The 13,934-nt window shown below is 63.4% G+C and carries 14 protein-coding genes; 6 read left to right on the top strand and 8 right to left on the bottom strand.

Annotated features, from left to right (window positions below; translation table 11 throughout):
- Positions 1–24: 24 nt before the first annotated feature.
- A complete protein-coding gene (locus tag AC6CIG_RS13740) occupies positions 25–450 on the bottom strand; it encodes a VOC family protein (protein WP_018093799.1) in 426 nt (141 codons plus the stop codon).
- 67 nt (positions 451–517) lie between these two features.
- On the opposite strand from AC6CIG_RS13740, the gene AC6CIG_RS13745 reads away from it, so the two are divergent.
- Positions 518–1,111 carry a TetR family transcriptional regulator gene (locus AC6CIG_RS13745; RefSeq protein WP_437408045.1) on the top strand — a complete coding sequence of 198 codons (594 nt, stop codon included), beginning with the start codon at positions 518–520 and terminating at the stop codon, positions 1,109–1,111.
- Here the strand turns inward: AC6CIG_RS13745 and nth are convergent.
- Positions 1,105–1,878: an endonuclease III gene (gene nth, locus AC6CIG_RS13750; RefSeq protein WP_437408046.1), complete on the bottom strand. Its 774-nt coding sequence runs from the start codon at positions 1,876–1,878 to the stop codon at positions 1,105–1,107. The genes AC6CIG_RS13745 and nth overlap by 7 nt on opposite strands.
- A gap of 22 nt (positions 1,879–1,900) precedes the next feature.
- Between nth and AC6CIG_RS13755 the strand changes: the two genes are divergently transcribed.
- Positions 1,901–2,398, top strand: coding sequence for a DUF2244 domain-containing protein (locus AC6CIG_RS13755; RefSeq protein WP_437408047.1), 498 nt, complete (start codon positions 1,901–1,903; stop codon positions 2,396–2,398).
- A gap of 71 nt (positions 2,399–2,469) precedes the next feature.
- Complete coding sequence (locus AC6CIG_RS13760; protein WP_018093795.1) at positions 2,470–3,342, top strand: methylated-DNA--[protein]-cysteine S-methyltransferase; 873 nt, start codon at positions 2,470–2,472, stop codon at positions 3,340–3,342.
- Between the two features lie 106 nt (positions 3,343–3,448).
- On the opposite strand, the gene AC6CIG_RS13765 is transcribed toward AC6CIG_RS13760, so the two are convergent.
- The 6 genes from AC6CIG_RS13765 to mepA form a co-directional block, all read right to left on the bottom strand.
- Positions 3,449–4,084: a 2,3-bisphosphoglycerate-dependent phosphoglycerate mutase gene (locus AC6CIG_RS13765; RefSeq protein WP_018093794.1), complete on the bottom strand. Its 636-nt coding sequence runs from the start codon at positions 4,082–4,084 to the stop codon at positions 3,449–3,451.
- A 30-nt stretch (positions 4,085–4,114) separates the two neighbouring features.
- Positions 4,115–4,933, bottom strand: a complete 819-nt coding sequence (gene dapB / locus AC6CIG_RS13770) for a 4-hydroxy-tetrahydrodipicolinate reductase (RefSeq protein ID WP_437408048.1) — start codon at positions 4,931–4,933, stop codon at positions 4,115–4,117.
- Between the two features lie 15 nt (positions 4,934–4,948).
- On the bottom strand, positions 4,949–6,754 hold the full coding sequence (locus tag AC6CIG_RS13775) for an ABC transporter ATP-binding protein (protein ID WP_100669905.1): 1,806 nt from the start codon (positions 6,752–6,754) through the stop codon (positions 4,949–4,951).
- A 108-nt stretch (positions 6,755–6,862) separates the two neighbouring features.
- The gene (locus AC6CIG_RS13780) at positions 6,863–7,882 is read right to left on the bottom strand and encodes a glucokinase (protein WP_437411862.1); all 1,020 of its coding nucleotides are present in this window, start codon (positions 7,880–7,882) and stop codon (positions 6,863–6,865) included.
- A 46-nt stretch (positions 7,883–7,928) separates the two neighbouring features.
- Positions 7,929–8,309 carry a methylglyoxal synthase gene (locus AC6CIG_RS13785; protein WP_018093790.1) on the bottom strand — a complete coding sequence of 127 codons (381 nt, stop codon included), beginning with the start codon at positions 8,307–8,309 and terminating at the stop codon, positions 7,929–7,931.
- Positions 8,310–8,420: 111 nt separating this feature from the next.
- The gene (gene mepA, locus AC6CIG_RS13790; protein WP_127708747.1) at positions 8,421–9,488 is read right to left on the bottom strand and encodes a penicillin-insensitive murein endopeptidase; all 1,068 of its coding nucleotides are present in this window, start codon (positions 9,486–9,488) and stop codon (positions 8,421–8,423) included.
- A 193-nt stretch (positions 9,489–9,681) separates the two neighbouring features.
- On the opposite strand from mepA, the gene AC6CIG_RS13795 reads away from it, so the two are divergent.
- From AC6CIG_RS13795 to AC6CIG_RS13805, 3 genes are all read left to right on the top strand, one after another.
- On the top strand, positions 9,682–11,532 hold the full coding sequence (locus tag AC6CIG_RS13795; protein WP_127708749.1) for an extracellular solute-binding protein: 1,851 nt from the start codon (positions 9,682–9,684) through the stop codon (positions 11,530–11,532).
- Between the two features lie 179 nt (positions 11,533–11,711).
- A complete protein-coding gene (locus AC6CIG_RS13800; RefSeq protein ID WP_127708751.1) occupies positions 11,712–12,794 on the top strand; it encodes a microcin C ABC transporter permease YejB in 1,083 nt (360 codons plus the stop codon).
- The gene (locus AC6CIG_RS13805; protein ID WP_018093786.1) at positions 12,794–13,927 is read left to right on the top strand and encodes an ABC transporter permease; all 1,134 of its coding nucleotides are present in this window, start codon (positions 12,794–12,796) and stop codon (positions 13,925–13,927) included. Before AC6CIG_RS13800 ends, AC6CIG_RS13805 begins: the two co-directional genes overlap by 1 nt.
- Positions 13,928–13,934 lie beyond the last annotated feature (7 nt).

A 13,934-nucleotide genomic window follows, 5' to 3' on the forward strand; every position in this document is an offset into this window, starting at 1 on the left:
GGCGGAATTCGGAGATGCCGACGATCACGTCGGCAGCGCCTTTGCGTCATAGGCGGCGGCGAACTCGGCGCTTGGCGGGATCGGTTTAATGATGTCGATCATCACGCCGTTCGGATCGGCCGTGATGAAATGACGCTGGCCGAAGTCTTCGTCGCAGATCGGCTTGAGGATGGGCAGGCCCGCGTCACGCATCGTGGCATAGAGCCGATCGGGATCTTCCACCTCGAAATTCAGGAGCAGGCCCTGCACCGGCGCCCGGTGCCGTTCGGGCACCGTCTCATGACGGTAATCGAGCACCGCGAGCGTCACATGTTCGTTTTCGGTCGACTGAAGGTGCATGTACCAATCGCTCACGAAAAGCGCCTCGAAGCCTAGATGCCTGACGTAGAAATCCGCCGTCTGCCGAACGTCCTGCGTCATGATCACCGGATAATAGCTTGTCGATTTCATCTTTCCCTCCGTTTTTCGATAACATACAGTCTGCATGTATCCGTTCAATAACATACAGGCTGCATGTATGCAACAGAAAGAACCAAGACGCTCCAACCGGGAGCGCTCCGATGCCACCCGCACGGCGATCCTGGATGCCGCACGGGCGCTCTTCGTCTCCAGAGGCTACGCCGAAACGGCGACGCCGGACATCGTTGCCGCAGCCGGGCTCACGCGCGGCGCGCTCTATCACCACTTCGAGGACAAGAAGGCGCTGTTTCGGGCGATCGTAGAACGGGAAGCACGCGACGTCGCGGCGACGATCGAGCAATTGGCCGGTGCTCCCCTCCCACCCCGCGAGGCACTCCTCGCAGGAGCGGCGGGCTATTTCGACGCCATGGCCGTTCCGGGCAGGGTACGCCTGCTGTTGCTCGACGGGCCGGCCGTGCTGGGCGTCACCGAAATGGCGGCTCTCGACGCCGCCCATGGCGGCAGAACGCTGGAGGAAGGCCTCGCTGCCGCCATGACTCCGCACCGCCTGGAGGAGAAGACGGTCAAGGCGATGGCATTCCTGTTATCGGCCGCCTTCGACCGCGCTGCGCTCGAGATCGATGCGGGCGCCGCACGGGCCGACTATGCCTACGCCATCGACAGGCTGATCGATCGCCTGATCGCTCAATGAGCGGCGAGCGAGATCGCCTGCGGCGGCAATTCCACGAGCGGGGCCGGGATGTCGCAGGTCTTTTCCGGCGATTTGCAGAGGTCCGCTATCACGCAGCGCTCGCATTCCGGCCGGCGCGCCTTGCAGACGTAGCGGCCGTGCAGGATCAGCCAGTGATGGGCGTGGAGCAGATAGTGGTCGGGGATCACCCGCAGGAGGTGGGCCTCCACCTCATCCGGCGTCTTGCCCGGGGCAAGACGGATACGGTTGGCGATGCGGAAGATATGGGTGTCGACGGCCATCGTCGGCTGACCAAAGGCCATGGAGAGCACGACATTGGCGGTCTTTCGCCCGACGCCGGGCAGCGTCACGAGCTCCTCGCGCGTGCGCGGCACCTCGCCGCCGAAGTCGGTGATGAGCTTCTCGGAGAGAGCGATGACGTTTTTCGCCTTGTTGCGGTAGAGGCCGATCGTCTTGATATAATCGCGAACCCGTTCCTCGCCGAGCGCCAGCATCTTTTCCGGCGTATCGGCGACAGCGAAGAGCTGCCGGGTCGCCTTGTTGACGCCGGCATCCGTCGCCTGCGCCGAGAGAGCGACCGCCACGACGAGCGTGAACGGATTGACGTGCTCGAGCTCGCCCTTCGGTTCCGGACGCTGCACCGAAAATCGGCGGAAGATTTCCTCGACTTCCGCCCTGCGGTAGGCACTGCGCGGCCCCGTGCGGCGCGTTGTCGCTTTCGCCGGCTTCGGCGCTTTCGGTGGCGATTTGAGCTTCACGTTTTTCATGCTGCATCTATAGTCAAGGGTCATGATCAAAGGCAACGCCGCGCCAAACATCGATGACGAGCCGATCTTTGCGGCCGAACTCACCCCCTACCGCTCGCTGGGACATAGGGGCCTCAAGATTTTCCTGATGATCGCCGGCGTCATGAGCCTGATGCACATCGTCGTGTTTCTGGTCATCGGCGCCTGGCCTGTCGTCTTTTTCTTCGGCCTCGATTTCATCCTGCTCTTCGGTGCCTTCTGGCTCAACTACCACACTGCGCGGGCCCGCGAGGAGGTCAGCGTTTCGCGGACCGACGTCTCGGTCAGGAAGTTCGCGCCCTCGGGGAGGATGATCGAGCACCGCTTCAACACCTTCTGGGCGCGCTTCAGCATCAAGCGTCATCAGGAGATCGGCATCGTGTCGATGAAGATCAGTGGCGGCGGCCGGCAGACCGATATCGGCTCCTTCCTCAACCGCGACGACCGCGAAACCTTCGCCGTCGCCTTCGCCCGGGCGCTGGCGACCTCCAGGTCGCGCTGAGCGGTCGGCCGACAAGAATCGGGTGGTTATAGCATCGCCTGCATGATTATCTGTGGCACAAGGAGATGATCATGAACGTCGTTACATCCATTCCCACCGACATCACCCCGGAAGGCACCGACTACGACACGGTCAGGCGTGTGATCGCGATGCTGACCGAAGACTATCGCGAGCAGCCCTCGCTCGAGTCGCTCGCCCGACGCCTCGGCCAGTCGCCGACGCAGCTCCAGAAAGTCTTCACCCGTTGGGCCGGGCTTTCGCCGAAGGCCTTCCTGCAGGCGGTCACCCTCGATCATGCCAAGCGGCTCCTGCGCCAGGAAGACATGCCCTTGCTCGAGACCAGCATCGAGGTCGGTCTGTCAGGTCCGAGCCGGCTGCACGATCTTTTCGTCACCCATGAGGCCATGTCGCCCGGCGAGTGGAAGGCGCGCGGCGCCGGCCTCACCATCCGCTACGGCTTTCACCCCTCGCCCTTCGGCACGGCCCTGGTGATGGTGACCGACCGCGGCCTCGCCGGCCTTGCCTTCGCCGATTCGGGCGAGGAGCGCGCGAGCTTCGAAGACATGGCCGCCCGGTGGCCGAACGCCGTCTATGTCGAGGACAGCGCGGCGACGGCGCGCTATGCGGCACGCATTTTCGACCCCGACCGCTGGTGCGCGGAAGAGCCGCTCCGGATTTTCCTGATCGGTTCGGATTTCCAGATCCGCGTATGGCAGACCCTGCTGCAGATTCCGCTCGGCAAGGCCACGACCTATTCCAGGATCGCCGAAAACCTCGGCCAGCCGACGGCCTCGCGTGCGGTCGGCGCCGCGGTCGGGCGCAACCCGATCTCCTTCGTCGTCCCCTGCCACCGTGCGCTCGGCAAGACCGGCGATCTCACCGGCTATCACTGGGGCCTGACGCGCAAGCGCGCGATCCTCGGCTGGGAGGCCGGGAAGGCTTGAAGGGAGCATTCCTGGTATGATGGGGTAGGAAACAGGCCCCTCCCGAACCCCAGCCCCTTTTGGGGAGGGGTTCGGGAGGGGTTAAAACCCCTGCCATCAAGCGCCCTCAATGCGCCCCGGACATATCCCCGAGCACTTCCTTCGAAGCGACCGTCGAATCCGCGTTCAGCTTGTAGACCATCGGCACTCCGGTCGCGAGATTGAGCTTGAGGATCTGCTCCTTGGTCAGCTTGTCCAGCACCATGACGAGAGAGCGTAGCGAGTTGCCATGGGCGGCGACGAGCACCTTCTCGCCCGAAAGCACGCGCGGCAGGATGTCGGTCAGGTAATAGGGCCAGACGCGCGCGCCGGTGTCGCGCAGGCTTTCGCCGCCGGGCGGCGGCACGTCGTAGGAGCGGCGCCAGATATGGACCTGTTCTTCGCCCCATTTCGCCCGGGCATCGTCCTTGTTGAGACCGGAGAGGTCGCCGTAGTCGCGCTCGTTCAAGGCTTGGTCACGGACCGTTTCGAGCGACGACTGGCCGACGGCGTCGAGGACGAGCTGGCAGGTACGCTGGGCCCGGATGAGGACGGAGGTGAATGCGATGTCGAACTTGATGCCGTAATCGGCAAGCGCCTTGCCGCCGGCCTTTGCCTCCTCGATGCCGAGCTCGGTGAGGTCGGGATCGCGCCAGCCGGTGAAGAGGTTCTTCAGGTTCCAGTCGCTCTGGCCGTGCCGGACAAGGACGAGGGTGCCGCTCATTTCGATTTCCTCATTGTGAACTATCGGATGTCAGTCGAGCCCGAGAACGTCGAGCATTGAGTAAAGGCGGGGCTTTTGGCTGCGGCCCCAGAGGGCGGCAGCGACGGCGCCGCGGGCGAAGATGGAGCGGTCGGTCGCGCTGTGCGAAAGCGTGACAATCTCACCCTCTCCGGCAATCACAACCGAGTGCTCGCCGATGACGGAGCCGCCGCGAAGCGTCGCAAAACCGATTGACCCTTCGGGCCGCGCACCGGTGTGGCCGTCGCGGACCCGCACGGAGTGATCCGCAAGATCGATGCCGCGCCCCTTGGCCGCCGCTTCGCCGAGAAGCAGTGCCGTGCCCGAGGGCGCATCGACCTTGTGCTTGTGGTGCATTTCGAGGATCTCTATGTCCCAACCCCGGGCCGGAAGCGCACGCGCCGCCTTTTCCGTGAGCACGCCGAGAAGGTTGACGCCGAGGCTCATATTGCCCGACTTGACGACGCGGGCATGACGGGCGGCGGCGCGGATCTTCGCCTCGTCATCCGCCGAGCAGCCGGTCGTGCCGATCACGTGGACGATGCGTGCCTGCGCCGCAAGGCCGGCGAATTCCACCGTGGCGGCGGGGGCCGTGAAGTCGAGGACGCCCTCGGCCTCGACAAAGGCTTCGAGCGGCTTGTCGGTAACCGCGACCCCCATCGGACCGACACCGGCAAGCTCGCCGGCATCCCGGCCGATAAAGGGCGATCCGGTCCGCTCGATCGCGGCATGAAGGCGCACCCCGGCCGTCTCGTGAATGATCCGGATCAATGTCTGGCCCATACGGCCGGCCGCGCCGACCACAACGAGCTTCATGTCCGTTTCGTTCATCTGAAATTCCTTGTGCTACAGGATCTGGGCCTCGGCGACCGTATCCGCTCCGCTGCCCTGGAGATTGTGGAGGCGAGCGTAAAGGCCGTCAGGACGCCGCGCAAGCTCCTCATGGGAGCCCTCCTCGACGACGGTACCCTCCTTCATGACGACGATCTTGTCGGCGTTGACGACGGTGGAAAGCCTGTGCGCGATGACGATGACGGTGCGGCCGCTCATCGCCTCTTCGAGTGCCTTCTGGACGGCGGCTTCCGACTCGGTGTCGAGCGCCGATGTCGCCTCGTCCAGAAGCAAGACGGGCGCGTTGCGGACGAGTGCGCGGGCGATCGACAGGCGCTGACGCTGGCCGCCGGAAAGCGTCACGCCATGCTCGCCGACGGGCGTATCGTAACCCTGCGGCTGCGCCAGAATGAAATCATGCGCATAGGCCAGCCGCGCCGCTTCCTCGATCTCGGCATCGGTCGCATCGGGCCGGCCGTAGCGGATGTTGTCGCGGATCGAGCCTTCGAAAAGATAGGGCTGCTGCGAGACATAGGCGAGGCCCGCCCGAAGCGATTGCTTGGTGACGCCGGCGATATTCTGGCCGTCGATCAGGATCTCGCCGGACATCGGATCGTAGAAGCGCGGGATCAGGCTGATGATGGTCGACTTGCCGGCGCCCGAGGGGCCGACGAGGGCGGTGGTCTTGCCGCCCTCCGCACGGAAGCTGACGCCTTTGAGGATCTCGTCGCCGGTGCCATAGGCGAAGCGCACGTCGCGCAATTCGACGGTCGCCTCGCCGAGCCTCAGCTCGGTGGCGTCCGGACGGTCGCGCTGGTGCGGCACCGTATCGAGAATCTCGTAGATCATGCGGGCATTGACGGCCGCGCGTTCCAGCGAAACCTGCAGGCGCGCGAGACGGCGAGCCGGATCATAGGCCATGAGCAGGGCGGTGACGAAGGCGAAGAACGCTCCGGGCGGCACGTTGTGATAGATCGTGCGGAAGGCCGCATAGGCAAGCACGCTGGAGATCGCCAGTCCCGCGAAGGTCTCGGTCATCGGCGCCGTGCGCTCGCTCAGGCGCGCGATGCGGTTTGCCCGGTTCTCGGCACGATCGATGATCGACTCGACCTTGCGCCGCAATTCGTTCTCCATCGTGAAGGCCTTGACGATGGTGATGCCCTGGATGGTCTCCTGCATGGCGCCGAGAACCCGGCTGTTGACCTCGACGGCTTCGCGCGTCGCCAGGCGCAGGCGTCTGGAAATGTAGCGGAGCCCGAGGAGCAATGGCGGCGCGACGAAGAAGACGATCAGCGACAGGAGCCAGTCCTTGCTGAACATGACCACGACCAGGCCGATCAGCGTCAGGAGGTCGCGGGCGACGGACGTGACCGTCATGTTGAGCACGTCGCGGATGCCGCTGACGTTCTGGCTGACTTTGGCGGCGAGCTGGGCCGAGCGGTGCTCGTGGAAATAGCCGACGCTGAGCGCCATCAGATGCGCATAAAGCCGGCGCTGATAGCGCGCCACGATGTTGTTGCCGATCTTGGAAAGGGCGACCGCCTGCCCGTAGGTCGCAAGCCCCCTGAGGACGAAGGCGGCGAAGATCGCACCGCAGATCAGGAGCACGATGTCGGCGCGCCTGTTGGCGAAAGCCTCGTTGACGACCGCCTCCATGATCCAGGCGGTGAAGCCGGTCGTCGCCGCCACCACGACAAGGCATGCGATTGCGAAAGCATAGCCACGAATGTGGTCGCGGCCGTTCTCGGCGATGACGCGCCTGAGGATTCCCGTGATCGTTTCGGAATCGACTGCGCGCTTGTTTCTATCTTTGGCGTTCAATAAGCCCGTCTTCCCTGAGCCCGCTCGCGTACCGCACCCCGGCATCGCTTTCGGGGGCTCTATAGTGCTTTGCTGCCGTTTTGGCGAGTCTCTGCGCCGGCCGCAGCGTCACCTTCTCCAGCGGCGTCCCTCCATTGCAACACCGAAGTCCCTCGGCGTGCGGGCAAAGGCCGCGAGGCCGGAGAGCGCCGCCATGGGATGAATGACGGCGAAGGTCGGAATCGTCCGCATCAACGCCGAATGCGGCGCCTTGTCCTCGAAGGCGGCGCGAAATTCGGGCTTCGTCAGCGCCGGCAGTATCTTCTGCGAAATGCCGCCGGCAAGGAACACGCCGCCGCGCGCCATGAAGATCAGCGCCATGTCGCCGGCAACGCGCCCGAGATAGGTCGCAAAGAGCGACACGGTTTCGACCGCCGCCGCATCGGCGCCGGACAGGGCGCTCGTCGTCACTGCCGCCTGATCCGCAAGAACCGCTTCCTCGCCATTGGCTGCGCAGACCGCGCGATAGAGATTCATGATGCCGCGGCCGCACAGGATCTGCTCGCCGGCCATACGTCCCTCGATCGGTTCGAGGAAGGGCCAGATCCGGAAGTCGCGCTCCGTTCGGGGGCCAATATCGACATGGCCGCCCTCGCCGGGCACGGGTATCCAGGTATGCTGCGCATAGACCAGTCCAGCGACGCCCAGACCGGTACCCGGGCCGAGCACGACGCGCGAATGGAAGGGCCGGACGGCGCCGCCGCCAATCTGAACGACATCCTGATCGGCCGGCGCGGCAATGGCGAGCGCCTGGGCCTCGAAGTCGTTGATGACCAGCACGTCCTCCAGTCCGAGGCTGGCCAGCATGTCCTTCGGGCGAATCACCCAGCCGGCATTCGTCAGCGGTATCTCGTCGCCCTTGATCGGCCCGGCTACGGCGAGGATCGCCGAGCGCGGCTGGACGGAGGTCTTGTCGAGGATGCTTTTCTGCATCGCCTCCTCGATCGTGGCGAAATCGCCCGTTCTGATCGGGGCAAGCTGCTTCGGTTCGCCGTAGGCGTCGATGAGCAATGCGAACCGGGCATTGGTGCCGCCGATGTCGCCGATCAGGATCGGGAAGGGAAAGCTGTGTTCACTCGCATTGGCCATGGCAGAGGTCCGTCCTGATCGCGGCGTGAATGTCGGGGTTTATGTATCAGTTGCGCCTGAAGTCGATCAACTGCTCGGCAGTCGCGCGGTTGAGCGCCATAGGGATGTCATAGACGATCGCGAGCCGCATCAGTGCCTTGACGTCGACGTCGTGCGGCATGGCCGTCAACGGATCGACGAAGAAGATCAGGCAGTCCACGTCTCCCGTGGCGATCAGCGCGCCGATCTGCTGGTCGCCGCCGAGGGGACCGCTCTTCAGCCGGACGATGTCGAGCGCCGGACACACGTCGAGGACACGTCCGCCGGTCGTCCCCGTGGCGACGATCTTCCACTTGGAGAGGACCGCCTCGTTCGCCTTGGCAAAAGACGCGAGGTCATCCTTCTTCTGATCATGGGCGATCAGGGCGAGACATTTCCGATCTGCCATGCGAGAGCCCCCCGGCAAGTTCATGGCGCACAGATGCAGCAGGCGCACTCATGCGAACCGATTTAAATCGATTGAACGCCTATACATGAGCATCGGCAAATTGCAATGGCGCTACTGCAGGCCCGGCCGCGGCAGGGGTACGGGAATGTTCGCGGGCAGCCCTTCGCCTGCCGCGCTGATTACGGCCTCTATGCTGGTCGCGGCAGCCGGAGTGGCGGCAGGAGCGCGATAGGCGGTGCTGTAGGTCGCCTCCTGTTCGGAAGCGGGTGCCGGACCGTTCAGCACGACGGCGCAGGCCTTCGGCAGATCGGCAAGAGTCGCGAATTTCGGCTTCTGCGGCTTCGCGGCCGGCTTTTGGGTCGGCTTTGCCCAGGGCTCGTCCGTGAACCACCAGGCGAGCGACTTGTCGCAGCCGTCACCCGCCGGAACCACGGCCTGGTCCTTGCAGCCCTTGGAGCCTTCAGGGCATTTGATCCGGATGTGGAAATGATAGTCGTGGCCGTAGATCGGCCGGACCTTGCCGAGCGCCGAGCGGTCGCCCTTCCAGGTTTCACATAGCTTTTTCTTGATGGCCGGGTTGACGAAGACCCGCTCGACCTGCGGATAGCTCGCCGCCATCATGATCAGCCGGGCGTGAGAGGGTGTCCAGATGGAGGGATCGACCGTCAGAAACTTGCTCTTGTCGAGCATGGACGTCGCGGAAATCGTCTCCCGCTCCTGGTAGCTCAGCGTCCGCTGCGGCATCGGCGTCAGCCAGATATCCGCATCCAGCCCGATCTGATGCGAAGCGTGACCCGAAAGCATCGGCCCGCCGCGCGGCTGCGAGATATCGCCGAGCAGAAGGCCGGGCCAGCCGATCTTCTCGACGGCATCGTGGGAGAAGCGCTCGATCAGAGCGATCATCGCGGGATGCCCCCAGCGGCGGTTTCGCGACAGGCGCATCGCCTGCCAAGTCGGGCCGTCGGTGGGGATGGCGACCCCGCCGGCAAGGCAACCCTTGGAGTAGAAGCCGAACGAAGCCGGCGCCGCCTGCATCGGCAGGTCCTTGGCGCCGAAGAGTTCCTTGGCCGGGGGAGCGTCGTTTGCAGCCGCCTCGGCGGAGACGAGGCTCACCCCCATGATCAGAGCCAGGACGGTCGAACCGCAGCGCCGAAGCGCAGCCCGCGCATCAAATCTCATTCCATTCCCCATGATCTTGCAGCGGAAGCCGCCGACCTCTCCTATCCTGATTCGCCGCAGTTGCATCAAGCTTGCGACTCACCGGGATGTGACCGAAGAAATCAGCCTGTTTTTTGGCAGGTCCTGTCAATTGCCCTGATTTCGCCTATTCTCATCGGGAGGATCAGCGGTAACTAAAGGAGAAACGGCTGGCATGCTGGATTTTGGCGGTACTGTAAGAACGAACCTCGTGGCCGCATGTCTGGCAATCTGCTTCCTACTGCCGCAAACCGGACACGCGCAGGAACCGACCTGGCATCACGGCCTGTCGCTCGTCGACAAGCTCAAATATGCACCCGGCTTCGAGCATTTCAGCTATGTAAACCCCGACGCACCAAAGGGCGGCGACGTCAGGCTTTCGCAAGCGGGCACCTTCGATACCTTCAATCCGCTTCTCGTCAAAGGGGAAGTCGCCATCGGGCTGGGGCTCGTCTTCGACACGCTCCTGAAGTCGGCCGACGATGAAATTTCCACCGCCTACGGACTTCTCGCAGAAGGCGTATCCTTCCCCGAGGATATCTCCTCGGCGACCTTCCGTCTGCGGCCGGAAGCGAAATGGGCCGACGGAAAACCCGTCACGCCCGAAGATGTCGTCTTCAGCTTCGAACGGGCTAAGGAGTTGAATCCGCTCTACCAGAGCTACTACCGGCACGTGGTGGCGGCGGAGAAAACCGGCGACCGCGACGTCACTTTCCGTTTCGACGAAAAGAACAACCACGAACTGCCGCTCATTCTGGGGCAGATTCTGGTCGTGCCGAAGCACTGGTGGGAAGGCACGGGAGCGGACGGCAAGCCGCGCGACATATCACGGACGACACTGGAGCCGGTCATGGGTTCCGGTCCCTATCGCATCGCATCCTTCTCTCCCGGCAGCACGATCCGCTATGAACGGCGGCCGGACTATTGGGGCGCCTCGCTCAACGTCAATGTCGGCCAGAACAATTTCGACTCGATCACCTATTCCTTTTTCGGCGATCGCGATGTCGAATTCGAAGCCTTCCGCTCCGGAAACGTCGACTACTGGGTCGAAAATCAGGCCGTGCGCTGGGTGACCGGCTTCGATTTTCCGGCCGCGAAGGAAGGAAAGGTAAAGCGCGAGGAAGTGCCTAACCCCTTCCGCGCGACTGGCGTGATGCAGGCCATGGTGCCCAACATGCGCCGCAAGCCCTTCGACGACGAGAGGGTACGGCAGGCCCTGAACTATGCGCTGGACTTCGAAGAGTTGAATCGCACCGTTTTCTTCAACCAGTATCAGCGCGTCGACAGCTTTTTCTTCGGTACCGAGCTTGCCTCCTCCGGGCTGCCGCAAGGCAAGGAACTCGAAATCCTGAACGAGGTGAAAGACCTCGTTCCGCCGGAAGTGTTCACCACTCCCTATGCAAACCCTGTAAACGGCACGCCACAGCAGGCGCGCGCCAACCTGCGCAAGGCGATCGAACTCCTGAAGCAGGCCGGTTTCGAGCTCAAGGGCAATCGCATGGTCGATACGGCAACGGGCCGGCCTTTTTCCTTCGAGATCCTTTTGAGCAGTCCCGCACTCGAGCGCGCTGCCCTGCCCTACGCCCAGAACCTCAGAAAAATCGGCATCGAGGCGCGCGTACGCACGGTCGATGCCTCGCAATATACAAATCGTGAGCGGACCTTCGACTACGATATGACCTGGCAGGTCTGGGGCCAGACCCTGAGCCCGGGCAACGAGCAGGCCGACTATTGGGGATCCAGCGCCGCCTCGCGCGAAGGCTCGCGAAACTATGCGGGCATCGCCGACCCGGGCGTGGACAAGCTGATCCAACGGGTGATCTTCGCCGAGGACCGGGAAACGCTCGTCGCTGCTACCAAAGCGCTTGATCGCGTGCTCCTCGCGCACAACTACGTCGTACCGCTTTATTACAAGCTGAAGGCGAACATCGCCTACTGGGATAAGTTCGAGCGCCCCGCCGAACTACCGAAATACTCCATCGGCTTCCCCGACGTATGGTGGTTCAAGAGTGCCGTCGGCAAATGAAGCACTTGCGCTCGGGGCTCCGGTCGATTCCAAATGCGAATACCGAATCACTCAAATACGGAAACGAGCCGGCGGATTCGACCACGCCAGGGAGTTGGGCCATTGAGACGACATAGACGGCAAGCCAGAGCCTCGCGGATCGCGACGATCGGCGGCGCCACTCTGCCGAGGTTCGCCTGATGGGTGCCTATATCCTGCGCCGGCTTCTGCTGATGATCCCGACGATCGTCGGCATCATGGCCATCTCCTTCGCCGTGGTGCAGTTCGCGCCGGGCGGGCCGGTGGAGCAGGTGATCTCCGACCTCACCAACGCGGCCGGCTCCGACAGGCTTTCCGGCAATGCCGGCGACCTCGTGCCCAGCGGCGGCGGCGATGGCGGGCAGTATCGCGGGGCGCAAGGGCTCGATCCCGATTTCATCGCCAAGCTCGAAAAGCAGTTCGGCTTCGACAAGCCGCCGCTCGAGCGCTTCGTCACGATGATGTGGGATTATATCCGCTTCGACTTCGGCGAGAGCTTCTTCCGCAATACGCCGGTCATCGACCTCATCATCCAGAAAATGCCGGTTTCGATCTCGCTCGGGGTCTGGATCCTGATCTTTTCCTATGCGATCTCGATCCCGCTCGGCATCAAGAAGGCGGTCTCCGACGGTTCCACCTTCGACGTCTGGACCTCCGGCGTCATCATCGTTGGCTATGCGGTGCCGAGTTTCCTCTTCGGCATTCTCCTGATCGTGCTGTTTGCGGGCGGATCCTTCTTCGACTGGTTCCCCCTGCGCGGCCTCGTCTCCGACAATTTCGACCAGCTTCCCTGGTACGAGAAGATCCTCGATTATTTCTGGCACATGACGCTGCCGCTGATCACGCTTCTGCTCTCCGCCTTCGCGACCACGACACTGCTGACCAAGAATTCCTTCATCGACGAGATCAAGAAACAATATGTGACGACGGCGCGGGCCAAGGGCCTGACCGAGCGGCGCGTTCTCTACGGCCATGTGTTCCGCAATGCGATGCTGATCATCATTGCGGGCTTTCCCGGCGCCTTCATCTCCGCCTTCTTCACCGGGTCGCTGCTCATCGAATACATATTCTCGCTCGATGGGCTGGGGCGGCTCGGCTATGACGCGGTCGTAAAACGCGACTATCCCATCGTCTTCGCGACCCTCTTCATCTATTCGCTGATGGGCCTTGTCGTCAGCCTCGTCTCGGACCTCATCTACACCTGGGTCGACCCGCGCATCGATTTCGAGCGGAGGGACGTCTGATGAGCACCGCTACCGCCTATGCCGGCGCGCCGGAAAAGGGCTGGCTCACGCCGATCGGGCGCCGCCGCTGGCAGAATTTCAAGGCCAACCGCCGCGGCTACTGGTCTCTGTGGCTCTTCCTTCTCCTCTTTGGACTCAGTCTGTTCGCGGAATTCATCGCCAACGACAAGCCGATCCTCGCCTCCTACAAGGGCGAGATCCTGGTCCCGGTGCTGATCGATTATCCGGAAGAGAAATTCGGCGGCTTCCTCGCCGAGACCGACTATCGGTCCGACTTCGTCCGCGACGAGATCGAGGCGAACGGCTGGATGGTCTGGCCGCCGATCCGCTATTCCTACCAGACGGTCAATTCCAGCATCCCCCATTCGGCGCCGACGCCCCCTTTCTGGCTGATGAGCGAAGAAGAGCGCTGCTCCGCCTATCCGCAAGGGGCCGACGACCCCGGATGCATAGCCGGCAACCTGAACTGGCTCGGCACCGACGACCAGGCCCGCGACGTGATGGCGCGGATGATCTACGGTTTTCGCATCTCGGTCCTATTCGGCCTCGCACTGACCATCGCCTCGGCGGTGATCGGGGTTTCGGCCGGTGCCGTGCAGGGCTATTTCGGCGGCTGGACCGATCTGCTCATGCAGCGCTTCATCGAGATCTGGTCGTCGATGCCGGTGCTCTACATCCTGCTCATCATCGCCGCCATCCTGCCGCCGGGCTTCTTCATCCTGCTCGGCATCATGCTGCTCTTTTCCTGGGTCGGCTTCGTCGGCGTCGTCAGGGCCGAATTCCTGCGCGCCCGCAATTTCGAATATGTCAACGCGGCGCGCGCGCTCGGCGTCGGCAACGGCACCATCATGTACCGTCACCTGCTGCCGAACGCGATGGTGGCGACGCTCACCTTCCTGCCCTTCATTCTTTCGGGCTCGATCACCACGCTCACCTCGCTCGACTTTCTCGGCTTCGGCATGCCTCCGGGTTCCCCGTCGCTCGGCGAGATGATCGCGCAGGGCAAGTCCAACCTGCAGGCGCCCTGGCTGGGGCTGACCGCCTTCTTCGCCATGTCGATCATGCTGTCGCTTTTGATCTTCGTCGGCGAGGCGACGCGCGACGCCTTCGACCCGAGAAAGACGTTCCGGTGAGCGCGAC

This window comes from Sinorhizobium sp. GQ132, assembly GCF_059758575.1.